Genomic DNA, 20,409 nt, shown 5'->3' on the forward strand with positions numbered 1-20,409 from the left:
AAGCTGACGGGTGGCGGTTGCCAAACGCGGAAAACGGTCGCATCCTGCCGGCTGCCTGGCTCGGCCCGCGCGGCGGACGGTCGGGTGCCCTCTTCCCTCCGCACAAGAACGCTTTTCATGACGTCATCCGATCCGACACCGCGGCAGATCATCGTCTTCGTGCTGTATTCGGTGCTGTGCCTGCCCGCGAGCACGACCGTCGCCGGGTATGTCGCGACCCGGATCACGCGGAACGTATCGAACTTTGAAGGCGGGGCGGGCTATGCGGCGCTGTGGTGGATCGTCATTCTGACCTGCGCGTTCTGCGGGCTGTCGATCGCCCTCTGCGCGCTGCTGCGGAAGAGGACCGCGGTGCTCGCGGCCATGACGGTGGGGTTCGCCGTGTTGTCGGTGCCGACGTTCAGATTGATCCACGCGCTGGCGACTTAGCGCGTCGGTCAAGGTCACGCGAAAAACAAAAAGGCCCGATCTCGCGATCGGGCCTTTCGAATTCCGTTGGTGGAGCGGAGGAGGATCGAACTCCCGACCTTCGCATTGCGAACGCGACGCTCTCCCAGCTGAGCTACCGCCCCAACAGTCGATCATCATACACACGCATTTCCGCGCTTGGCAATAGGGGTTACGTCACCCCGACGCGTTATTTTGACGGCGCGCCGGCCAGCACCCATTCGACCACCGACCGGACGTCGGCGTCGCTCATGCGCGGATGCGCGGGCATCGGAATCGCGCCCCAGACGCCCGAGCCGCCGTCCTTCACCTTCTTCGACAGCTTCGCGACCGCCTGCGGATCGGACTTGTAGCGCGCCGCGATGTCCTTGAACGACGGGCCGACGAGCTTGCGGTCGACCGCGTGGCAGCCCATGCACGCGTTGCTGCGGGCAACCTTCAGGCCGTCGCCGACGTCCGCGTGCGCGGCGCCCAGCGTGCCGGCCACGAGCGCCGCGGCCGCCGCGCCCTGCGCGATCCATCGTTTGATCTGCTTCATCTGCCTGCCCGTCATTGCGCCTTCGCCTTCGGATTGCCCGGATGCACGCTCGACGAATTCGAGATCGGCGCGGGCGGCTGCAGCGGTGCGGACTGCACCGACGCATCGGGCACCGCGCCCACCGTCGCGCTGTCCGCCGGGGCGGCAGCCGCCTGCGCGCCGGATGCGCCGCTCGCGGGCGACGCGTCCTGCAGCGCCTGCGCATCCTGCGGCTTCACGTACTGGAACACCTTCACGACCTTCTCGACGCCCGGCACCTGGCTCGCGGCTTCCGCGCCGCGATTGCCTTCGTCCACCGTGACGAGCCCCATCAGGTAAAGATTGCCGCGTTCGCTGACGACCTTGTAGTAGTTCGCCGAGATGCCCTTCGTCGCGATCAGCTCCGACTTCACGCGCCCTTCGAGGTACGAGTCGTTCGCGCGCGACGACAGCGACGACGCCGGCCCGACCGACAGCTCGTTGACGATGCCGTTCACGTTGTTGATGCCGCGCACGATTTCCTCGGCGCGCTGCTTCGACGCATCGTTCGGCACTTCGCCCGTCAGCAGCACGCGGCGATTGAACACCGTCACGTTCACGTGCGACTGGTCCGGCAGCCCGTTGTTGATCTGCGTGAGCGACTTGACCTGGATCTCGCGATCCTCGGTCTGCGCGCCGAGCGTGCGGCGATCGGTCGCGATCAGCGCGCCGCCGCCGGCCGCTGCGCCCACGACCCCGAGCACACAACCCTGCAGCGACACGGCGAGGCCCGCCGTCAGCGCGGCGAGCAGCGTGGTTCTGACGAGCGTCTGTTTGACGCGGCTTTGATTCATCGACGGCTCTCCTTCGTTCAATCCTCACCCAGCAGCATCGCGTCGATGCCGTCGCACAGGCAGTGGATGGTCAGCAGATGGACTTCGTGGATGCGCGCCGCGCGAACGGCGGGCACGCTGATCGGAATATCGGTATCGGACAGCGCGGCCGCGACCGTGTGGTCGTTGCCGCCCGTCAATGCGACGACGGTCATCTCGCGCTCGTGCGCCTCGTCGATCGCCGCGAGCACGCGCGGCGATGCGCCGAGCGCGTCGAGCACCAGCAGGATGTCGCCCGTCTGGCCCAGCACGCGCACCTGCTGCGCGAACAACTGCTCGGCCGCCGCCGCGCCCGCGAGGCCGGCCTGCGATGCGTCAGTGGCCAGCGCGATAGCGGGCAGGCCCGGACGCTCGCGCTCGAAACCGCCGACGAGCGACGCGGCGAGGTACTGCGCGGCGGCGGCCGACGGGCCGTCACCGCACGCGACGATCTTGTTGCCGTTCGCCAATGCGGCGAACATCGCATCGACCGCGGCTGCGATCGGCAGCGACAACGCGTCGGCCGCTTCGGCGTGAAGCGCGGCGCTGTCGCGGAATTGTTGCTGAATACGTTCGACTGACATCGATTCCTGGTGAACTGGGCGCGCGGCACCACGCGCGCGACATCGTGGGTGCGGCGAGTTTACCGTACTCCGGCGCCCTCTCCGGGGGTCCGGCGAGAACTCTTTACATCTCGTCACAGCTCGCGGCTATGCATCGTCGGTACGAAATGCGTCGCGCAGCCACGCAAGCCGTCCGGCCTCGAACGCGACGACGTCGAAACGGCACGCGGCGCCGCCGCCGTGCCGCGACCAGAACTGCAGCGCGGCCGCGACCAGACGCCGCCGCTTGCGCCAGCCGACGCTCGCGGCCGCGCCGCCATGCCGGGTGCTGCGCCGCGCGCGCACTTCGACGAACACGAGCATGCCGTCGGGCTCGCGCATCACGAGATCGAGCTCGCCGCCGCGCATCGTCACGTTCGCGGCGACGAACGCGAGGCCGCGGCGCTCGAGAAACTGCCGCGCGCGCTGCTCGAACGCGGCGCCGACCGGTTTGGATCGCGCCGCGCCGGAAAAGTTGTCGCCCGAATGCGGCCGATCGCGCGCGCTCTCCGGCCGCGCCGGCGCCGCGTGGCACAATGCCGTCCTTGTTCCGCTCGTGCCGCGCTTGCGTGCATTGCCTGCCATGACTGCCCTCCTCGAACTCGCGCATACGCAGCACTACCCGGACGCCGCGCTCTACGTGGTCGCCACGCCGATCGGCAATACGGCCGACATCACGCTGCGCGCGCTGCACGTGCTCGGCCTCGCCGACCGCATCGCGGCCGAAGACACCCGCAACACGGGCCAGCTGCTCGCCCGCTACGGGATCTCGAAACCGCTCGTGGCCGTGCACGAGCACAACGAACGCGAGGCCGCGCAGCGCGTGATCGAACTGCTGCGTGGCGGCGAACGCGTGGCCTACGTGTCGGACGCCGGCACGCCAGGCATCTCGGACCCCGGCGCGCGGCTCGTCGACGCCGTGCGCGCGGCCGGCTTCGCGGTGATTCCGCTGCCGGGCGCGAGCGCGGCCGTGACCGCGCTGAGCGTGGCCGGCGACTGGGCCGGCGCGTTCACGTTCGCGGGCTTCCTGCCGCCGAAGGCAAAACAGCGCGCGACCGCGCTGCAGGCGCTGGCGTCGCACCCGTACGCGCTGGTGTTCTACGAAGCGCCGCACCGGATCGCCGAAACGGTCGACGCGCTCGCCGACGCGTTCGGCCCCGCGCGCCGGCTGCTGATCGCGCGCGAACTCACCAAGCTACACGAGCAGTTGTTCCAGGGCACCCTGGCCGAAGGACAGAGCTGGCTCGCCGGCGATGCGAACCGGCAGCGCGGCGAGTTCGTGCTGGTCGTCGAAGGCGCGCCGGCGACAAGTGGCGAAGCCGACGACACCGCGCACGACGCATTGCTCAGGCTGTTGCTGGAAGAGGTGCCGGTGAAGAGCGCGGCCAAGCTCGCGGCCGCGCTGACGGGCGCATCGCGCAACATGCTGTATGCACGTGCGCTCGTGCTGAAGGAAGGCAAGGAAGACTGACGCGACGACACCGCGCGGAAACGACAAAGGGCTGCCGGAAGGCAGCCCTTTGCGCATGAGCGGACGAGCCGCCGGGTGGTTACGCCGGATTGTTGCGCCGCGTTACTTCGCCGAGATCGACGCGAACATTTCGTCGCGCGCCTCGCGCGCTTCCCGCGGCGACAGCCCTTCGATCTTCACGCGGCCCGTGCCGGCGTGCACGAGGCCGATCACCTTGGCCGCCGCATACGACAGGTCGAGCACGCGGCCGCGCTTGAACGGCCCGCGATCGTTGACCTTCACGACGACCCACTTGCCGGTCGATGCGTTCGTCACCTTGATGTACGACGACAGCGGCAGCGTGCGGTGCGCGGCGGTGAACGCGTTCATGTTGAAGCGTTCGCCGTTCGCGGTGCGGCGGCCGTGGAAATCCCGCCCGTACCACGATGCGCGGCCGCTCTGGCGGAAATCGGACACATCCTTGCCGTCGATCGGCTCGGCGTCCGCCAGCGACGACTTCTTCGCGTCCTTGCTGTCGGCAGCCGGCATCGATGCCAGCGCGGAATCGAAATTGAGCGGCTGCTTGTCGTCGTCCGCCTTCGCGGCAGCGGCGGTTTTGTCGACCGCCTTCTTCTGGCTCACGCTGCCGGTGGTCTGGCTGGATGGCACCGCACAGCCCGTCAGCGCAAAAAACAATGCAATGGTTCCGAATCGGCTCGGAAAACGTAAATTCATCGACGTGTCGCCTTCTGGTTCGGGCCGCATCGATACAACGCTGCTTCACAACGCAGACACAGCGGCCCGGACGGCAAATGCGTGCACGCCCCGCTCGAATGCGAGCAGGCGGCTAGCATGGGCGCGGCGTTCGTCTAGGCCGCAACCGTCCTGATTAGCTTTCACGTCTGGCGCAACCTGTCCCCAACAGCCTGACCAGACCCCACATGCCGCCATCGAACATGGCTCCACGTTCGCGCGCGTCGCTACGACCAACGCACAGGAACGGCGGCACAGGCCTCATCCGGCGGCGCGGCAGCAGGGCCGCAGGCGGGCGCGCAGCACCCGGCCGGACAAGACGTGAGCACCGACTGCTCGGTGCTGGATACACCGCCGGACTCCCCGGCGGCTGATGCTTGACGGTGAATCGGACGCCTCGTTTAACGGGGCCAATACACCAGCGAATGGCGTGAAATTCACGCGCAATGGGGCGCATTATACATAAATCAAAACCTTGTCTCGAAAAGGGCCCCCGGCGGGCCATTGATTCTCGCTATGGTTGTAACAATCGGCATGCTCCGGGAATGCCCTGATCCGCGTGCCGCGGCATGCATCGCACGCCCGGCAGGCCGCGCGCGCGACCGGTACAATCGCTCCTTTTAGCCGCCGGTGCCTCCATGAAAGTCACGCTCATTCCGGTCACGCCGTTCCAGCAGAACTGCTCGCTGCTCGTCTGCGAGAAGACGGGCCGCGCCGCCGTCGTCGATCCGGGCGGCGATCTCGACCGGATCGAACAGGAAGTCGCGCGGCAGAACGTGCAGGTCGAGAAGGTGCTGCTCACGCACGGGCACATCGATCACTGCGCGGGCGCGAAGACGCTCGCGACGCGCTACGGCGTGCCGATCGAGGGGCCGCAGGAAGAAGAGCGCTTCTGGATCGAGAAGCTGCCGACGCAGAGCGAGCGCTTCGGCTTTCCGGCCGCCGACGTGTTCGAGCCCGACCACTGGCTGAACGACGGCGACACCGTGCGGTTCGGCGACGAGACGCTCGAGGTCTATCACTGCCCGGGCCACACGCCCGGCCACGTCGTGTTCTTCAGCCGCGCGCATCGCCTCGCGATCGTCGGCGACGTGCTGTTCGCGGGCTCGATCGGCCGGACCGATTTCCCGCGCGGCAATCACGAGGATCTCGTCCGTTCGATCAAGGAAAAGCTGTGGCCGCTCGGCGACGACGTCACGTTCGTGCCCGGTCACGGCCCGGTGTCGACGTTCGGCGACGAGCGCCGCACGAACCCGTTCGTGTCCGACAAGGTATTCGGATGAACCAGACCGCCATCCCGGAGATTTACGTCAGCACCGACGTCGAAGCCGACGGCCCGATTCCCGGCCCGCATTCGATGCTGAGCTTCGCGTCGGCCGCCTATACCGAGGACAAGCAACTGATCGCGACGTTCTCCGCGAACCTCGAGACGCTGCCGGGCGCGCACGCGCACCCGGTGCAGGAAGCGTGGTGGAAGACCGAGCCGGAAGCCTGGGCCGCCTGCCGGCGCGACCTGCAGGCGCCCGACGCGGCGCTGGTCGCCTACGTCGAATGGGTCGAGGCGCTGCCCGGCAAGCCGGTGTTCGTCGCGATGCCGGCCGGCTTCGATTTCACGTTCATGTTCTGGTACATGATGCGGTTCGCGGGGCGCTGTCCGTTCTCGTGGTCGGCGCTCGACATCAAGACGCTCGCGTTCGCGATGACGGGCCTGCCGTACCGCAAGGCGATCAAGCCGCGCTTTCCGAAGCACTGGTTCGACGATCATCCGCACACGCACGTCGCGCTCGACGACGCGATCGAGCAAGGCGCGCTGTTCTGCAACATGCTCGCCGACCTGCGTCGGCAGCAGGCCGCGCTGGCGGGCCTGGCGGTGTCGGATACCGATCGGTCGGAAAGCGCGGGGGCGGGACAAAATCCCACGGATCCGCGAGCAAATTAGCGAATCTCGCTCAACGGCGCGTCGCCAGATTGCCTTTCCTTCCCCGGCCCTCTAACATTCAGCGTGTTGTAGCTGCCGCATGGAGGCGCAGGTGACGCTCGATTCCTTTTCGCAAAAAATCCTTCGCCTGTTGCAGCTCGACGCGCGCCGCTCCGTTCAGGAAATCTCCGACCAGGTCGGGCTGTCGAGCACGCCGTGCTGGCGCCGCATCAAGGACATGGAACAGTCGGGCGTGATCCAGCGCTACACCGCGCTGCTCGATCGAGAGAAACTCGGCCTGCACGTCTGCGCGCTCGCGCATGTGCACCTGACGCGGCACAACGAAGGCGGCGTCGAGCAGTTCGAGCGCGAGATCGCGACCTGCCCGGAAGTCACCGAGTGCTACAGCACGACCGGCGAAGCCGATTACATCCTCAAGATCGTCGCGCCGGACATCAAGGCCTACGACGTGTTCCTGCACGAACGCATCTTCAAGATCCCCGCCGTGTCGCAGGTGCGCACGAGCGTCGTGCTGCGCGAAATCAAGTTCGACACGCAACTGCCGCTATAACGCGCGGACCTGCCCTGCGGCGGGCCGCGTTCGCGGCCGTCACGTCTGCACGGGCAGCGTGCGCGTGAAGCCGATCCGGCGCGCGCCGAACTCGCGCTTCAGCGTGTCGATGTCGAGCCGGCCGGCGAGCGCCGCATCGGTGTCGCGCGGGTCGCCGTCGAGCGTCACGTCGACCTCGAGCCCGGTACTCAGGTAATGCAGGTTGATCGCCGCCGCATGCAGCCCGCGCTGCGCGAGCGCGGCCTCGAGCCGTGCCGCGAGCTCCCCGCGCGGCGGCAGCGCGAGCGCCGGACGGCGCGCCGCATCGTTCTCCGGATCGACATGGATCAGCGCATCGAGCACGCGCGGGTCGGACAGCACGCGCGCCCGCGCGGTCTCGGCGATGTAGTGCCCTTCGGAGACGGAGATCTTCGGATCGACGAGGATGTGCGCGTCCACGAGCGCGGCATCGCCCATCTTGCGCGTGCGCAGGTCGTGCACGTCGCGCACGCCGGGCGTCGCGACGAGCAACGCGCGAATCTCGGCCGTGTCGGCCGTGTCGAGCGCGCGGTCGGAGAGGTCCTGCAACGCGTCATAGCCGAACGTCCAGCCCATGCGCGCGACCATGAAGCCGACGATCGCCGCCGCGATCGGGTCGAGCAGCCGCACACCGGCCAGGCTGCCGACGATGCCGATCGCGACGACGAGCGACGACGCCGCATCCGAACGCGCATGCCATGCGTTGGCGACGAGCATCGCGGAGCGCACGCGCCGCGCTTCGCGCAGCATGTAGCGAAACAGCGCTTCCTTCGACACGAGCACCGTCAGCGCAACGATCAGCGCGGAAAAATGCACGGCCGGAATGTTTTCGAGATTAACGAGGCGGTCGCCGGCACGCCAGAGCATGCCGATCCCGACCGCGATCAGGATCGCGCCGAGAAACAGCGACGCGACCGTCTCGTAGCGGCTATGGCCGTAATTGTGGTCGGCATCCGGCGATGCGCCGCTGTGCCGATTCGCAACCAGCACGACAAAATCCGAGATCAAATCGGAAATCGAATGCACACCGTCCGCAATCAATGCTTGCGAATGCGCAATCACACCGACGACGATCTGAAATGTCGCAAGTACGACATTGAGGACAATACTGACGAGCGTGCTCTTGCGCGCAACAGCGTGCTTATCTGCGCTCTGCGCGTCGCCGGAAAACGTGGACATGAAATATGAGATATCGGTGTGCGGTACGCAATTCTATCAAAGGCGCCCCGCAAGCCCTTCCAATACCCACAAATTTCTCATTTAAATCAATCGCTTATGCGAACGTGTCGCATTTTCATTCACTCGACATGCTTACAGTTTCATGACGGCGCGGCCGGGCCCGCCGGTGTCCGGAAAACAAAAAAGCCGCGCTCCTCGACGGACACGCGGCTCTTTCGAAGAGCGGGCAACCTAAACGAACGTTTAAATCGCAAACTGGTCGCGGTTCTTGCCGGCGATCCAGCGCGGCGGCTTGCCACGCCCCGACCACGTCGCGCCCGTTTCCGGATCGCGGTACTTGGCCGCCACGCCTGCGCGCGGACGACCGACCTTGCCGGCCTTCGCGCGGCTGAGGCCGAGTTCGGCGAGCGAAAAGCCGTAGTCGGCAATTTTCTGCTTCACGTCATTCAGCACTTCAGCGTATTCACGCGACTTCGCTTCTTCGATTTGCTTCTCCAGCTTCTCCCGCTGGGCCAGCAGGTCCTTGTAAGAAGACATAGTTTCCCTTTCTATCTATCTGACCAATGGCGCCGGTCTGCAGCCAGCTCACCATTCATGAAATATATGTGCCTCGGATTTTTGAAGGCAGAGATTAGCACAAAAAAGATTTGATAGAAGCGGGATTCATGAAAATCCCGAGGTCAATTGAAATTCGTACATGTCATTTTGACCGGCCGCGGCCTTTTCTCAAATTTTTACGCTCCTCCATAGAGATTAGGACATTAGCGATTGGCTATTAGGTCTTTCAACATACGCAATTACCCTGCATTCAAAAAATCAAAGCTTTCATCGGACGAGAGTTTCGCGAAAACCGCATGACGCGGTTTGCTAAACGAACAAATCACTGACCCGTGACGTCACGTCACATCCGTTGCGCCGGCGATCAGCTGTTCGCGCAGCGCACCGATGTCGGTCGACGGCGCGTCGAACGGCGTGCGCACGCGGCGGCCGTTGCATCGCCAGTCCGCGCCATGGCGATCGACGCCAAGCAGGTCGAGCCCGTCGCGGCGTGCGTCGCCCGTGTCGTATGCCGCCCACAGCGCCCGTTCGTCGTCGAACGCGAGCGGCGGCAGCGCATCGAGCTGCGCGCCGTCGACCCAGCCCATCCGCCCGAACCCGACGATATGGCGCAGCCGCTCGATCTCGAGCGCCCAGAACGCGAAATCGCCGAGCGCGAGATAGCGCGCGGCGTCCGGTTCGTAGCGCAGGTAACGCGCGGTGACGTGCGGATCGTCGCCGAGCGGCGCGAACCGGCCCAGCAGCGTCGCGCGCTCGGCGTTCAGCACATCGCCGTCGCTGGCGTCGACGACGAGGAAACCCGCACGCGGATCGGCAGCGAGATTGCGCGTGTGCTCGGCCAGGCCGCTCACCAGGATCACCGGCCGATGGCTCGCATCGGGTGCAAACGGCACGACCGTCGGATACGGAAAGCCCTGCGGTTCGCGCGCATGGGTGGCGAGCGTGCCGAACGTGCAGCGGTGCAGCAGATGCAGGGCGAGGGCGGGATCGATGTTCAAGGTGACTCCTGCGGTCGAAAGGCGGCGCGTCGGCCAGGGTTTCGATGTTACCCGCGGGCGCCGCACGCCGCGCATCGGCCAAACGGCCAATGCGCCACGGGGCCGCTGCCGCGGGACGGCCCGATCGCTCGCGCATCGGCCGAACGGCCATCGCCGGCAGGATCGTAAGCGGTTCGATAGAATCGGACAAATCCGACGGCGCCGCGTGCGCCCGCGCATTTTCCTGACGAGCCCCTTCCCGTGTCCGAATCCTCTTCCTCCGAATCGCCGTCCCCGTTCGCCGCGCCGCCCGACGCGCATCGCGTGCTGCCGCTGCCGGCCCGCCAGCGCGCGCGCACGGCGTCGATGGCGCTGTTCTTCGTCGCCGGCATGATGTACGCGTCGTGGGGCGTGCACGTGCCGACCGTGCGCGACAAGTTCGCGCTGAGCCCCGGGTTGCTGTCGATCGCGCTGTTCGCGGTCGCCGGCGGGTCGATCGCCGCGATGCTGACCATCGCGCGCTGGATCGCGCGCGTCGGCTCGCGCACCGCGTGCCTCGCCGGCGGGCTCGTGATGTCCGCGTGCGCGGCGCTGATCCTCGTCGTGCCCGACTACTGGATGCTGCTCGTGGTGCTCGCGCTGTTCGGCTTCTCGATGGCGACGCTCGACGTCGCGATGAACGCCGAGGCCAGCGCGGTCGAGATCGCGCTCGGCAAGCCGATCATGTCGTCGCTGCACGGGATGTTCAGCATCGGCGGGATGGCCGGCGCGGCGGCCGGCGGCGCGCTGCTGTCGGCCGGCATGGCGCCGGTCGCGCATCTCGCGCTCGCGGCGGCGGCGAGCGCCGCGGTGCTCGTGGCCGCGAGCCCGGCCGTGCTGCCGCACGTGCCGCACCACGAACAGGCGCACGGCGGCGGCAACCGCTGGCGCTCGCCCGCGTTGTGGATGCTCGGCGGCATCGCGCTGATCGCGCTGATCGCCGAAGGCGCGATGTACGACTGGGCGACCGTCTACATGCGCGACGTCGTCGCGGCAAGCCCCGCGCTCGCGAGCGCCGCGTACGCGGCGTTCTCCGGCGGGATGGCCATCGCGCGCTTCGCGGGCGACGCGGTGCGCGCCCGCTTCGGCGCGCCGCAGCTCGTGTTCGCGAGCGCGTCGCTCGCCTGCGCGGGGATGATCGGCGCGCTGCTGCTGCCGAATCCGGTCGCGGTGCTGACCGGTTTCACGCTGATGGGCCTCGGGCTGGCCAACATGATGCCGGTACTGTTCGCGGCCGCCGCGCGCGTGAAGGGCATCCACGCGGCCGAAGGGCTCGCGCACGTGGCCGGGCTCGCGTATTTCGGACTGCTGTTCGGTCCGGTCGTGATCGGCGCGGTCGCACAGGCCGCGAACCTGACGATCGGCCTGTCGGTCGTCGCGCTGTGCGCGGCGCTCGTCGCGCTCGTCGCACCCCGGGTGCTCGCACACCTGAAGATCTGACGGCGCGGCGGCACAAGCCGGGCCCAAAAAGAAAGCGCGCATGCGTTGCCGCATGCGCGCTTTCACCCCTTCTGTCGACCGCTGGTGCGTTACATCTTCACTTCGTCGAGCAGCGACTTCTTGCCGCTCTTGTAGTTGTACAGCGAAATCACGCCGTGCTGCAGGTCGCCCTTCGAGTCGAAGGTCGTCGTGCCGATCACGCCCGTGTACTTCGTCGCCGGCATCGCCGCGAGGATCTTCGCCGTGTCGGTCGAGTTCGCGCGCTTCATCGCGTCGGCGATGATGTACACGGCGTCATACGTGAACGGTGCGTAGATCTGGATCGGCTGGCCGAAGCGCTTCTCGTACTTCGCCTTGAACGCTGCGCCGCCCGGCATCTTCTCGAGCGAGGCACCGGCTTCCGAGCACACGATGTTGTCGGTCGCGTCGCCGGCCAGGTCGGCCAGCTTTTCCGTGCACACGCCGTCGCCCGCGAAGATCTTCGCGCGCAGGCCGAGCTGCTTCGCCTGTTTCGCGAACGGGCCGCCGGTGGCGTCCATGCCGCCGTACATGATCGCGTCCGGGTTTTCGCCCTTGATCTTCGTCAGAATCGCGCGGAAGTCGACCGCCTTGTCGTTCGTCGCGTCATGCGACATCACCTTCAGGCCGAGCGCCTTCGCCTTCTTCTCGAACTCGTTCGCGAGACCCTGGCCGTACGCGGTCGAATCGTCGACCACCGCCACGCTCTTGATGCCCTTCGAGTGCGCGTAGTTCGCCAGTGCCGGGCCCTGCTGCGCATCGGTCGCCACCACGCGGTACGTGGTCTTGAAGCCTTGCTGCGTGTAGGCCGGGTTGGTCGCCGACGGCGAGATCTGCACGATGCCCGCGTCGCTGTAGATCTTCGAGGCCGGGATCGACGTGCCCGAGTTCAGGTGGCCGACCACCGCGACGACCTTGTCGTCGACGAGCTTCTGCGCAACCTGCGTCGCCTGCCGCGGGTCGGCGGCGTCATCCTGCGGGTCGAGTTGCAGCGTGATCTTCTGGCCGCCGATCGTGAGACCCTTGGCGTTGATCTCCTCGACTGCGAGACGCGCGCCGTTTTCGTTGTCCTTGCCCAGGTGTGCAATGCCGCCCGTCAACGGCGCGACGTGGCCGATCTTGACGACTTGATCGGCGGACGCGTTGCTTGCAGCTGCAGCGCACAGCATTGCCGCTGCGGTGATCGGCAACAGCTTTTGCATCTTGATATTCATGTAAGTCTCCAGTTCGGTCCCAAAAAACGCCATCGCCCGGTGCCCCGCTGCCATCCCCGTGTTTGCAATCACTGGACGATTCGCCGGTTGCATCCTTCATGCACTTGGCCTCAAGCACGTGAAAACCGCCGCTTTTAGCAGCCGCCCGCTCGTACTTGCGCGCAAGTGTAGGTGATCAAATTAATTTGTGGGACTTTTTTAGGATAGTGGTAACACTACCGATATGCGCGCGCTGGAAGGATGTCTCGAATCGCGCTGTAAGCCCCGGCGGATAAGGGTTTCCGCTAATTTCGACACACTGTCGAAAGGTTGTTTCAATCGATTCGCGCGGATATTTCGATTCGGTATTTTGTGACCTGGATCATTGAATGAAACGCGCGTGACACCCCCGCGCGTTTCGTCGCCCGACATGGACGGTTCAAGCGGCGGACACGGTGTTCAGGCAGCCGATGCGCGCCATTCCGCATCGAGCGCGGCGACGAGCTGCGACGTCGTCAGCGCATCGCCGCGCCGCCGCGCGAGCGGCGCGCCCTGGCCGGCCCACAGCGACAGGTAGTCGCCGTCGTTCGCGCGCGCGGCCGCCTGGCGCAGCGGCTGGGTCAGTGCATTCTGCACCGGATACGGTGGGACGTCGGCCGCGTGCTCGCCGAGCCGCGCCATCAGCGTGTTGCGCAGCCCGCGTGCGTGACGGCCGGTGATCGCGCGCGTCACTTGCGTCGACGTATCGGCGCTCGCGAGCAGGCGCGCCTTCCAGTCCGCCGCGATCGCGCTTTCCGCGCACGTGAGGAACGCGGTACCGAGTTGCGCGGCCTGCGCGCCGAGCGCGAGCGCGGCCGCGATCCCGCGGCCGTCCATGATGCCGCCCGCGGCCAGCACCGGAAGGCCCGTCGCGTCGACGAGCTGCGGAACGAGCGCGAGCGTGCCGATCAGCGCGTCGTCGGCGGCACCGATGAAGGTGCCGCGATGGCCGCCCGCCTCGGCGCCCTGCGCGGAGATCGCGTCGGCGCCGGCCGCCTGCCACGCGAGCCCTTCGGCCACGTGCGTCGCGGTGCCGATCACATAGGTGCCGGCGGCTTTCAGGCGTGCGACGTCGGCCGCGTCGAGCACGCCGAACGTGAAGCTCGCGACCGGCACGCGCAGCGCGACGAGCGCATCGAGTTGCGCGCGGAAATCGGGGGCGTAGCGCGCGGGCGCCGTGCCCGGCGGCAAGCCGAGCGTGGCATTCAGCGGGTCGATCGCCGCCAGCGCGCGTGCGACGGTCGCCGCGTCGGGTGCGACTTCATCGGGCAACACGAACAGGTTGATCGCGAACGGGCGACCGGTCGCAGCGCGGATCGCGGCGACTTCGGCCTCGATACGTTCGGGTGCGAGCGCGCCGGCGCCGAGGCTGCCGAGCGCACCGGCATTCGACGCGGCGGCGACCATCGCGGTCGTGGTCGCGCCGACCATCGGCGCCTGCACGAGCGGCAGGCGCAGGCCGAAGCGTTCGGAAAAGGGGGTGGAAAACGAGCGGGCAGACATGGCGAATCCTTCGATGACGATGCGCGAAAGCGCTTTGTAAAGGCCGACGCATCGACTCTATCGAAGCGGCGCGGCGCCGAAAAATGAAAAATCGAGATCGAAACGATCGCTGCGCGAGAAGTGCCCGCGTGCGCTGCAGCAGCGGGCGATTGGTGGCACACTAGGCCGCCTCTTTTCACCTCGGGGCGCCTCGCGCACCCCGCACGCCAGGAGTTCAGAACGTGACTGCCCAATGGATCGACATCCCGACCGGTAACGACAGCTTCGGCGGCTATCTCGCACTGCCCAAGCGCGGCAAGGGCCCTGCCGTCATCATCATCCAGGAGATCTTCGGCGTGAACGCGCACATCCGCGCGGTCGCCGACCAGTACGCGGCCGACGGCTTCGTCGCGCTCGCGCCGGACGTGTTCTGGCGCACGCAGCCGCGCGTCGAGCTGACCTACGAGGGCGCGGATCGCGACAAGGGCATCGAGCTGCTGAAGAAGACCGACGTGGGTCTCGCGGTCGCGGACATCGTCGCGGCGGCCGACGCGTTGCGCGCGCGCCCCGAAGTGGCCGGCAAGCTCGCCGCGATCGGCTACTGCTTCGGCGGCCAGCTCGCGTATCGCGCGGCCGCGACCGGCAAGCTGGACGCGGCGGTGGCCTATTACGGCGGCGGCATCCAGAACGCGCTGGACCTCGCCGGCCAGGTCACGCAGCCGATCCTGTTCCACTACGCGGAAAACGACCACGGCATTCCGCTCACGGCCGTCGACCAGGTGAAAGCCGCATTCGCCGGCCGCGGCAACGCGTCGTTCCACGTGTACCCGGGCGCCGAGCACGGCTTCAACTGCACGGATCGCGCCTCGTACAACCAGCGCGCCGCGGCGCTCGCGCACGGCCGCACGCTGACCTTCCTCGCCGAGCATCTCTAAACAGGCCCTGCCGCGGGCCCGCCACGCCGGGCCCGCGTTATGCTCGCACCATCGCCACGAGTCACAACGGGGGTGACCGCGATGCACTCGGACTATCTCGCGCATGACGCAATCGGCCTCGCCGCGCTCGTGCGCGACCGCCACGCCAGCCCGCGCGAACTGCTGGACGCCGCGATCGGCCAGGCCGAAGCGGTGAACGGCGCGATCAACGCGATCGTGCTGCAGGACTACGAAGCCGCGCGCGCGCGTGCGGCGGCCGCGCCCCAACCCGGCGCCGACGCGCCGTTCGCGGGCGTGCCGTATCTCGTCAAGGATCTCGGCGCGGCGGTCGCCGGGCTGCCGCTGTCGATGGGCAGCCGGCACTACCGGTACTTCGTGCCGGCCGACGATTCGCCGGTGATCGCGCGCAGCCGCGCGGCTGGCCTGAACGTATTCGGCAAGACCAACACGCCCGAGATCGGCCAGATGCCGTACACGGAACCGGAACTGTTCGGCGCGTGCCGCAACCCGTGGAATCTCGACCACACGCCCGGCGGGTCGAGCGGCGGCGCGGCGGCGGCCGTCGCGGCCGGCATCGTGCCGCTCGCGCATGCATCCGACGGCGGCGGCTCCATCCGCATTCCGGCGTCGTGCTGCGGGCTGTTCGGGCTGAAGCCGAGCCGCAACCCGGTGCTCGTCGACCTGCCGTCGAACGGCGAACTCGTCGTCCAGCACGCGGTGTCGCGCAGCGTGCGCGACAGTGCGCTGCTGCTCGACGTGACGACCGGCCAGACACTGCCGCCCGGCGCGCCCGGCACCTTCCTCGGCGCGCTCGATACGCCGCCCGGCCCGCTGCGGATCGGCCTCGTCGTCGATCCGATGCTCGCGCCGGCGCTCGCCGACGACACGCGCGCGGCGCTCGACGACGCGGCCGCGCTGCTCGAATCGCTCGGCCATCACGTCGAGCCGGCGACGCTGCCGATCGACTACGCACGCGCGGCCGAAACCTTCCTGACGCTGTGGGCGACGATCGCCGAGGACATGGTGCTCGGCGCGCGCGCGCTGACCGGCCGCACGCCGCGGCGCGGCGAATTCGAGGCGGCGACATGGGCGATGGCGGTGGTCGGCCGGCGTCTCGCGCGCACGCGGCTGCCGGACGTGCTCGAATGGCAGCGCCAGCTCACCGTGCAAGTCGCCGGTCTCGTGTCGCGTTACGACGCGATCCTGTGCGCATCGCTCGCGGGGCCGCCGGTGAAGATCGGCGAACTGCAGCCGACGCCGTTCGAATCCGCGCAGATGAAGCTGCTCGCCGCGCTGCCGGTGAAGCCGCTGCTGAAGGAAATGCTCGCGAAATCGTCGGAGAAGGCATTCGCGTGGGCCGGCTGCACCGAGCTGTTCAACCTGACCGGCCAGCCGGCGATGTCGGTGCCGCTGTACTGGAATGCGCGCGGGCTGCCGATCGGCGTGCAGTTCGCCGCGCGCCACGCCGACGACGCGTTGCTGCTGCGGCTCGCGCGGCAGCTCGAACAGGCGCGGCCGTGGTTCGACCGCCGCCCGCCGCTGATGCAGGCGCAGCGCTGATTCAGCGGCTTGCGCCACGCGGCATGCGCGGCGCTTCACGATAAAAAAGCCCCGCCGGCGCAAACCGGCGGGGCTTTCACGCATGCAACCGCGTGACGGCGCTCGTTACACCGCGAGCCGTTCGCAGATCGTCCGCGTCGCGACCGCTGCGTTCAGCGTGTAGAAGTGCAGCCCCGGCACGCCCGCGTCGATCAGGCGCTGGCACAGGCTCGTGACGACGTCCGCGCCGAACGCGCGGATCGACTCGCGATCGTCGCCGAAGCTCTCGAGCCGGCGCGCGACCCAGCGCGGCACTTCGGCGCCGCACATCTCGGAGAAGCGCATCAGCTGCGAGAAGTTCGTGATCGGCATGATGCCCGGCACGATCGGCACGTCCACGCCCAGCTTGCGCGTGTCGTCGACGAAGCGGAAATACGCATCCGCGTTGAAGAAGTACTGCGTGATCGCGGAATTCGCGCCGGCCTTCACCTTGCGCGCGAAATTCTCGAGATCGGCCTTCGGCGAGCGCGATTGCGGGTGGTACTCCGGGTAGCCGGCGACTTCGATGTGGAACCAGTCGCCATGCTCGGCGCGGATGAAGCTGACGAGCTCGGACGCATAGCGCAGCTCGCCGACCTCGCCCATCCCCGACGGCAGGTCGCCGCGCAGCGCGACGATGTGCCGGATGCCGTGCGAGCGGTACTGGTCGAGGATCGCGCGCAGGCTGTCGCGCGACGAGCCGATGCACGACAGGTGCGGCGCGGCCTCGAGGCCGTCCTTCTGCATGTCGAGCACGGTATCGAGCGTGCCCTGCTGCGTCGAGCCGCCGGCGCCGAACGTCACGGAGACGAATTTCGGCTTCAGCGGCAGCAGCTGCGCGCGCGTGGCGCGCAGCTTTTCGACGCCGTCCGCCGTCTTCGGCGGGAAGAATTCAAACGAGAGTTCGATCGGTTTCATGATTCGATGGGGTTGGGCCCGCGCCCGCCCGCGTTCAGCCGATGTCGCGCTGGCCGAAGATCAGGGCGGACAGCAGCCACGACACGATGCTGTACAGGATCGAACCGAAGAACGCGGACCAGAACCCCGACACCTCGAAGCCCTTCAGCAGCGACGACGCGAACCAGAAGCACAGCGCGTTCACGACGAGGATGAACACCCCGAGCGTGACGATCGTGACGGGCAGCGTCAGCAGGATCAGCACCGGCCGGATCACCGTGTTGATCAGCCCGAGCACGACCGCGACGATCAGCGCGGTGCCGAAGCTCTTGATGTGGATCGACGGCACGAGGTACGTGATGATCAGCAGCGCGAGCGCGTTGATGACCCAGGTGAGGATGACGCTCATGGAGGGCTCCAGTTCGGTTGTCGATCGGTACGATCGGTGAGCGCCGCCGCGCCGTGCGAGCGCAACGGGCGCGCACGGTGCGGCGGCGGCCGCGCATCAATAGCGGTAGTGGTTCGGCTTGAACGGGCCGTCCTTCTGCACGCCGATGTACGCAGCCTGCTCGTCCGACAGCACCGACAGGTTCGCGCCGATGCGCGCGAGGTGCAGGCGCGCGACCTTTTCATCGAGATGCTTCGGCAGCACGTACACCTTGTTCTCGTACTGCTCGCCGCGCGTGAACAGCTCGATCTGCGCGAGCGTCTGGTTCGCGAACGAATTCGACATCACGAACGACGGGTGGCCGGTCGCGCAGCCGAGGTTCACCAGGCGGCCTTCGGCCAGCAGGATCACGCGCTTGCCGTCCGGGAAGATGATGTGGTCGACCTGCGGCTTGATGTTTTCCCACTGGTACTGGCGCGTCGACGCGACGTCGATTTCCGAGTCGAAGTGACCGATGTTGCAGACGATCGCGTTGTGGCGCATCGCCTTCATGTGATCGTGGTTGATCACGTGGTAGTTGCCGGTCGCCGTCACGAAGATGTCGGCCTTGTCGGCCGCGTATTCCATCGTCACGACGCGGTAGCCTTCCATCGCCGCCTGCAGCGCGCAGATCGGATCGATTTCGGTGACCCACACGGTCGCGCCCAGGCCGCGCAGCGATTGCGCGCAGCCCTTGCCCACGTCGCCGTAGCCCGCGACGACCGCGACCTTGCCCGCGATCATCACGTCGGTCGCGCGCTTGATGCCGTCGACGAGCGATTCACGACAGCCGTACAGGTTGTCGAACTTCGACTTCGTGACCGAATCGTTCACGTTGAACGCCGGGAACGGCAGGCGGCCGTCCTTTTCCATCTGGTACAGGCGGTGCACGCCGGTCGTGGTTTCTTCGGTCACGCCCTTGATGTGCGCGAGGCGCTTCGAGTACCAGTTCGCGTCGACGTCGAGGTGCGCCGCGATCGACTTGTACAGCGCGACTTCTTCCTCGTTGGTCGGCTTCGCGATCACCGAACGGTCCTTCTCGGCCTTCGAGCCGAGGATCAGCAGCAGCGTGGCGTCGCCGCCGTCGTCCAGGATCATGTTCGCGAATTCGCCGTTCGGCCATTCGAAGATGCGGTGCGAGAACTCCCAGTACTCGTCGAGCGACTCGCCCTTGAACGCGAACACCGGCGTGCCGGCTTCGACGATCGCGGCCGCCGCGTGATCCTGCGTCGAGAAGATGTTGCACGACGCCCAGCGGACGTCCGCGCCGAGCGCCTTCAGCGTCTCGATCAGCACGCCCGTCTGGATCGTCATGTGCAGCGAACCGGCAATGCGCGCGCCCTTCAGCGGCTGCTGCGCCTTGTATTCGTCGCGGATCTGCACGAGGCCCGGCATTTCGGTCTCGGCGATGTTCAGTTCCTTGCGGCCCCAGCCGGCCAGCGCCATGTCGGCGACGACGTAATCGCGGGAAGCCTTGGAATCGATAATGGCGTTCATCACGCCCTCCTTTCTAAAAAGTTTCTAGATTGGTGACGTGAGCGCCGTTCAGGAAGCGGGGCCGGCGCGACGGTCGCTAAAAACGATCGACGCACGGCTGCTTGGTGAAGCCTTCCGAGCCTGGCGGACGCAGACGGTCCGTCGCAACGCTCCTCGGAAAACGGAGGGGATTGTAGCAAATCGGCGCGCGAAATGCGCAACGACGATGCGTCGGCCCGAGACGCGCGCGGCGCGGGCGCGGGCGGGCCGTGGCCGAAGGGGCAGGACGTCGGGGTCAGGACTCCGCGCCGACCCACGCCTGTTCGCGCAGCCGCGCGCGCAGGCGCGCGACGGCCTGGCTGTGGAGCTGGCACACACGCGATTCGCTCACCTCGAGCACCGCGCCGATCTCGCGCAGATTCAGACCCCGTTCGTAGTACAGCGACATCAGCAGCTTCTCGCGCTCCGGCAGCCGCTCGATCGCCTCGACGAGCGCCTCGCGCAGGTGCTCGTCGAGCAGCGCCGACAACGGATCGGCATGATCGACGCGATAGCGGTCGAGGAACGGCTCGTCGTCGGCCGCGCGATCGAAATCCTCGTAGTAGATGAGCTGGCTGCCGTGCAGGTCCTGCAGCATCCCCTGGTATTCGTCGAGCGGCATGTTCAGGTGCTGCGCGATCTCGGTCTCGCTCGCCGAGCGGCCGAGGTGCTGCTCGACCTGGTGCACCGCGTGCTCGACCTCGCGCGACGTCTTGCGCAGGCTGCGCGGCAGCCAGTCGTTGCTGCGCAGCTCGTCGAGCATCGCGCCGCGGATGCGCTGCGTCGCGTAGGTCTCGAACTGCGCGCCCTGGTCTTCCTTGTAGCGACCGGCCGCGTCCATCAGGCCGATCATGCCGGCCTGGATCAAGTCGTCGAGATCGACGCTCGCCGGCATCTTCGCGACGAGCTGCAGCCCGAGGCGGCGCACGAGCGGCGCATATTGCGCGAGCACGTCGGCCTGGGACATCTTTCCTTGAGCGTTGTACATCATGGCTCCCTCCTTCG

The 20,409-nt window shown here is 67.4% G+C and carries 22 protein-coding genes, 1 tRNA gene and 1 riboswitch; of the genes, 8 read left to right on the forward strand and 15 right to left on the reverse strand.

Annotation, left to right across the window (positions count from 1 at the left end; genetic code table 11):
* Positions 1–429: hypothetical protein (locus A9Z05_RS14325; protein WP_256121997.1), on the forward strand; the 429-nt coding region annotated here is incomplete at its 5' end.
* Between the two features lie 67 nt (positions 430–496).
* Here A9Z05_RS14325 and A9Z05_RS14330 read toward each other — a convergent pair.
* The 5 genes from A9Z05_RS14330 to A9Z05_RS14350 all read right to left on the reverse strand — a co-directional run bounded on the left by A9Z05_RS14330 (position 497) and on the right by A9Z05_RS14350 (position 2,954).
* Positions 497–572 (reverse strand) — tRNA-Ala (locus A9Z05_RS14330).
* 65 nt (positions 573–637) lie between these two features.
* The gene (locus tag A9Z05_RS14335) at positions 638–1,000 is read right to left on the reverse strand and encodes a c-type cytochrome (RefSeq protein WP_069618678.1); all 363 of its coding nucleotides are present in this window, start codon (positions 998–1,000) and stop codon (positions 638–640) included.
* Positions 997–1,797, reverse strand: a complete 801-nt coding sequence (locus A9Z05_RS14340; RefSeq protein ID WP_050011839.1) for a BON domain-containing protein — start codon at positions 1,795–1,797, stop codon at positions 997–999. Before A9Z05_RS14340 ends, A9Z05_RS14335 begins: the two co-directional genes overlap by 4 nt.
* Before the next feature lie 17 nt (positions 1,798–1,814).
* Positions 1,815–2,399 carry an SIS domain-containing protein gene (locus tag A9Z05_RS14345; RefSeq protein ID WP_050011838.1) on the reverse strand — a complete coding sequence of 195 codons (585 nt, stop codon included), beginning with the start codon at positions 2,397–2,399 and terminating at the stop codon, positions 1,815–1,817.
* Positions 2,400–2,525: 126 nt separating this feature from the next.
* Positions 2,526–2,954 (reverse strand): YraN family protein, encoded by a 429-nt coding sequence (locus tag A9Z05_RS14350; RefSeq protein WP_176730211.1) that lies wholly within the window; start codon positions 2,952–2,954, stop codon positions 2,526–2,528.
* A gap of 46 nt (positions 2,955–3,000) precedes the next feature.
* Here A9Z05_RS14350 and rsmI point away from each other — a divergent pair, with 46 nt between their 5' ends.
* Positions 3,001–3,888: a 16S rRNA (cytidine(1402)-2'-O)-methyltransferase gene (gene rsmI / locus A9Z05_RS14355; RefSeq protein WP_069618680.1), complete on the forward strand. Its 888-nt coding sequence runs from the start codon at positions 3,001–3,003 to the stop codon at positions 3,886–3,888.
* 102 nt (positions 3,889–3,990) lie between these two features.
* Here rsmI and A9Z05_RS14360 read toward each other — a convergent pair whose 3' ends face one another.
* Positions 3,991–4,602, reverse strand: coding sequence for a septal ring lytic transglycosylase RlpA family protein (locus tag A9Z05_RS14360; protein ID WP_069618681.1), 612 nt, complete (start codon positions 4,600–4,602; stop codon positions 3,991–3,993).
* Positions 4,603–5,258: 656 nt separating this feature from the next.
* On the opposite strand from A9Z05_RS14360, the gene A9Z05_RS14365 reads away from it, so the two are divergent.
* The 3 genes from A9Z05_RS14365 (at position 5,259) to A9Z05_RS14375 (ending at position 7,109) form a co-directional block, all read left to right on the forward strand.
* Positions 5,259–5,903, forward strand: coding sequence for an MBL fold metallo-hydrolase (locus A9Z05_RS14365; RefSeq protein ID WP_069618682.1), 645 nt, complete (start codon positions 5,259–5,261; stop codon positions 5,901–5,903).
* Positions 5,900–6,559 carry an exonuclease gene (locus A9Z05_RS14370; protein WP_069618683.1) on the forward strand — a complete coding sequence of 220 codons (660 nt, stop codon included), beginning with the start codon at positions 5,900–5,902 and terminating at the stop codon, positions 6,557–6,559. The genes A9Z05_RS14365 and A9Z05_RS14370 overlap by 4 nt, the downstream gene beginning before the upstream one ends.
* Positions 6,560–6,638: 79 nt before the next feature.
* On the forward strand, positions 6,639–7,109 hold the full coding sequence (locus A9Z05_RS14375; RefSeq protein WP_006477376.1) for an Lrp/AsnC family transcriptional regulator: 471 nt from the start codon (positions 6,639–6,641) through the stop codon (positions 7,107–7,109).
* A gap of 39 nt (positions 7,110–7,148) precedes the next feature.
* On the opposite strand, the gene A9Z05_RS14380 is transcribed toward A9Z05_RS14375, so the two are convergent.
* The 3 genes from A9Z05_RS14380 to A9Z05_RS14390 form a co-directional block, all read right to left on the reverse strand.
* Positions 7,149–8,306 carry a cation diffusion facilitator family transporter gene (locus A9Z05_RS14380; RefSeq protein WP_069618684.1) on the reverse strand — a complete coding sequence of 386 codons (1,158 nt, stop codon included), beginning with the start codon at positions 8,304–8,306 and terminating at the stop codon, positions 7,149–7,151.
* Between the two features lie 243 nt (positions 8,307–8,549).
* Complete coding sequence (locus A9Z05_RS14385; RefSeq protein ID WP_034209561.1) at positions 8,550–8,843, reverse strand: H-NS family nucleoid-associated regulatory protein; 294 nt, start codon at positions 8,841–8,843, stop codon at positions 8,550–8,552.
* Positions 8,844–9,202: 359 nt separating this feature from the next.
* Positions 9,203–9,862, reverse strand: a complete 660-nt coding sequence (locus A9Z05_RS14390) for a HugZ family protein (protein WP_069618685.1) — start codon at positions 9,860–9,862, stop codon at positions 9,203–9,205.
* Positions 9,863–10,207: 345 nt separating this feature from the next.
* On the opposite strand from A9Z05_RS14390, the gene A9Z05_RS14395 reads away from it, so the two are divergent.
* A complete protein-coding gene (locus A9Z05_RS14395; RefSeq protein ID WP_282983355.1) occupies positions 10,208–11,320 on the forward strand; it encodes an MFS transporter in 1,113 nt (370 codons plus the stop codon).
* An 89-nt stretch (positions 11,321–11,409) separates the two neighbouring features.
* Here A9Z05_RS14395 and A9Z05_RS14400 read toward each other — a convergent pair whose 3' ends face one another.
* Both A9Z05_RS14400 and A9Z05_RS14405 read right to left on the reverse strand, forming a co-directional pair.
* Positions 11,410–12,552: a branched-chain amino acid ABC transporter substrate-binding protein gene (locus A9Z05_RS14400; protein WP_069618687.1), complete on the reverse strand. Its 1,143-nt coding sequence runs from the start codon at positions 12,550–12,552 to the stop codon at positions 11,410–11,412.
* A 438-nt stretch (positions 12,553–12,990) separates the two neighbouring features.
* The gene (locus tag A9Z05_RS14405; protein ID WP_069618688.1) at positions 12,991–14,073 is read right to left on the reverse strand and encodes a nitronate monooxygenase family protein; all 1,083 of its coding nucleotides are present in this window, start codon (positions 14,071–14,073) and stop codon (positions 12,991–12,993) included.
* A 221-nt stretch (positions 14,074–14,294) separates the two neighbouring features.
* Between A9Z05_RS14405 and A9Z05_RS14410 the strand changes: the two genes are divergently transcribed.
* Together A9Z05_RS14410 and A9Z05_RS14415 are read left to right on the forward strand one after the other, a co-directional pair.
* Positions 14,295–14,987 (forward strand): dienelactone hydrolase family protein, encoded by a 693-nt coding sequence (locus A9Z05_RS14410; protein WP_050011828.1) that lies wholly within the window; start codon positions 14,295–14,297, stop codon positions 14,985–14,987.
* Positions 14,988–15,068: 81 nt separating this feature from the next.
* Entirely contained in the window at positions 15,069–16,547 is a 1,479-nt protein-coding gene (locus tag A9Z05_RS14415; RefSeq protein ID WP_069618833.1) for an amidase, read from the forward strand.
* Between the two features lie 105 nt (positions 16,548–16,652).
* On the opposite strand, the gene metF is transcribed toward A9Z05_RS14415, so the two are convergent.
* The 4 genes from metF to A9Z05_RS14435 form a co-directional block, all read right to left on the reverse strand.
* A complete protein-coding gene (gene metF, locus A9Z05_RS14420; protein ID WP_050011827.1) occupies positions 16,653–17,483 on the reverse strand; it encodes a methylenetetrahydrofolate reductase [NAD(P)H] in 831 nt (276 codons plus the stop codon).
* A gap of 34 nt (positions 17,484–17,517) precedes the next feature.
* The gene (locus A9Z05_RS14425; RefSeq protein WP_011882923.1) at positions 17,518–17,871 is read right to left on the reverse strand and encodes a phage holin family protein; all 354 of its coding nucleotides are present in this window, start codon (positions 17,869–17,871) and stop codon (positions 17,518–17,520) included.
* 96 nt (positions 17,872–17,967) lie between these two features.
* Positions 17,968–19,386 (reverse strand): adenosylhomocysteinase, encoded by a 1,419-nt coding sequence (gene ahcY, locus A9Z05_RS14430; RefSeq protein ID WP_069618689.1) that lies wholly within the window; start codon positions 19,384–19,386, stop codon positions 17,968–17,970.
* A 32-nt stretch (positions 19,387–19,418) separates the two neighbouring features.
* Positions 19,419–19,547, reverse strand: a riboswitch (S-adenosyl-L-homocysteine riboswitch).
* Between the two features lie 113 nt (positions 19,548–19,660).
* Positions 19,661–20,395: an RNA polymerase sigma factor FliA gene (locus A9Z05_RS14435; RefSeq protein ID WP_006484033.1), complete on the reverse strand. Its 735-nt coding sequence runs from the start codon at positions 20,393–20,395 to the stop codon at positions 19,661–19,663.
* Between the last annotated feature and the right edge of the window lie 14 nt (positions 20,396–20,409).

The sequence above is a fragment of the Burkholderia sp. A2 genome, from assembly GCF_001729305.1.
GTDB classification, from domain to species: Bacteria; Pseudomonadota; Gammaproteobacteria; order Burkholderiales; family Burkholderiaceae; genus Burkholderia; species Burkholderia sola.

What these genes read in the sequence shown, in the direction of transcription:
- A9Z05_RS14335 (WP_069618678.1), bottom strand. Translation starts at nt 1,000, where the DNA reads ATGACGGGCAGGCAGATGAAGCAGATCAAACGATGGATCGCGCAGGGC.
- A9Z05_RS14340 (WP_050011839.1), bottom strand. Translation starts at nt 1,797, where the DNA reads ATGAATCAAAGCCGCGTCAAACAGACGCTCGTCAGAACCACGCTGCTC.
- A9Z05_RS14345 (WP_050011838.1), bottom strand. Translation starts at nt 2,399, where the DNA reads ATGTCAGTCGAACGTATTCAGCAACAATTCCGCGACAGCGCCGCGCTT.
- rsmI (WP_069618680.1), top strand. Translation starts at nt 3,001, where the DNA reads ATGACTGCCCTCCTCGAACTCGCGCATACGCAGCACTACCCGGACGCC.
- A9Z05_RS14360 (WP_069618681.1), bottom strand. Translation starts at nt 4,602, where the DNA reads ATGAATTTACGTTTTCCGAGCCGATTCGGAACCATTGCATTGTTTTTT.
- A9Z05_RS14365 (WP_069618682.1), top strand. Translation starts at nt 5,259, where the DNA reads ATGAAAGTCACGCTCATTCCGGTCACGCCGTTCCAGCAGAACTGCTCG.
- A9Z05_RS14370 (WP_069618683.1), top strand. Translation starts at nt 5,900, where the DNA reads ATGAACCAGACCGCCATCCCGGAGATTTACGTCAGCACCGACGTCGAA.
- A9Z05_RS14375 (WP_006477376.1), top strand. Translation starts at nt 6,639, where the DNA reads ATGGAGGCGCAGGTGACGCTCGATTCCTTTTCGCAAAAAATCCTTCGC.
- A9Z05_RS14380 (WP_069618684.1), bottom strand. Translation starts at nt 8,306, where the DNA reads ATGTCCACGTTTTCCGGCGACGCGCAGAGCGCAGATAAGCACGCTGTT.
- A9Z05_RS14385 (WP_034209561.1), bottom strand. Translation starts at nt 8,843, where the DNA reads ATGTCTTCTTACAAGGACCTGCTGGCCCAGCGGGAGAAGCTGGAGAAG.
- A9Z05_RS14395 (WP_282983355.1), top strand. Translation starts at nt 10,208, where the DNA reads ATGGCGCTGTTCTTCGTCGCCGGCATGATGTACGCGTCGTGGGGCGTG.
- A9Z05_RS14400 (WP_069618687.1), bottom strand. Translation starts at nt 12,552, where the DNA reads ATGAATATCAAGATGCAAAAGCTGTTGCCGATCACCGCAGCGGCAATG.
- A9Z05_RS14405 (WP_069618688.1), bottom strand. Translation starts at nt 14,073, where the DNA reads ATGTCTGCCCGCTCGTTTTCCACCCCCTTTTCCGAACGCTTCGGCCTG.
- A9Z05_RS14415 (WP_069618833.1), top strand. Translation starts at nt 15,069, where the DNA reads ATGCACTCGGACTATCTCGCGCATGACGCAATCGGCCTCGCCGCGCTC.
- metF (WP_050011827.1), bottom strand. Translation starts at nt 17,483, where the DNA reads ATGAAACCGATCGAACTCTCGTTTGAATTCTTCCCGCCGAAGACGGCG.
- A9Z05_RS14425 (WP_011882923.1), bottom strand. Translation starts at nt 17,871, where the DNA reads ATGAGCGTCATCCTCACCTGGGTCATCAACGCGCTCGCGCTGCTGATC.
- ahcY (WP_069618689.1), bottom strand. Translation starts at nt 19,386, where the DNA reads ATGAACGCCATTATCGATTCCAAGGCTTCCCGCGATTACGTCGTCGCC.
- A9Z05_RS14435 (WP_006484033.1), bottom strand. Translation starts at nt 20,395, where the DNA reads ATGATGTACAACGCTCAAGGAAAGATGTCCCAGGCCGACGTGCTCGCG.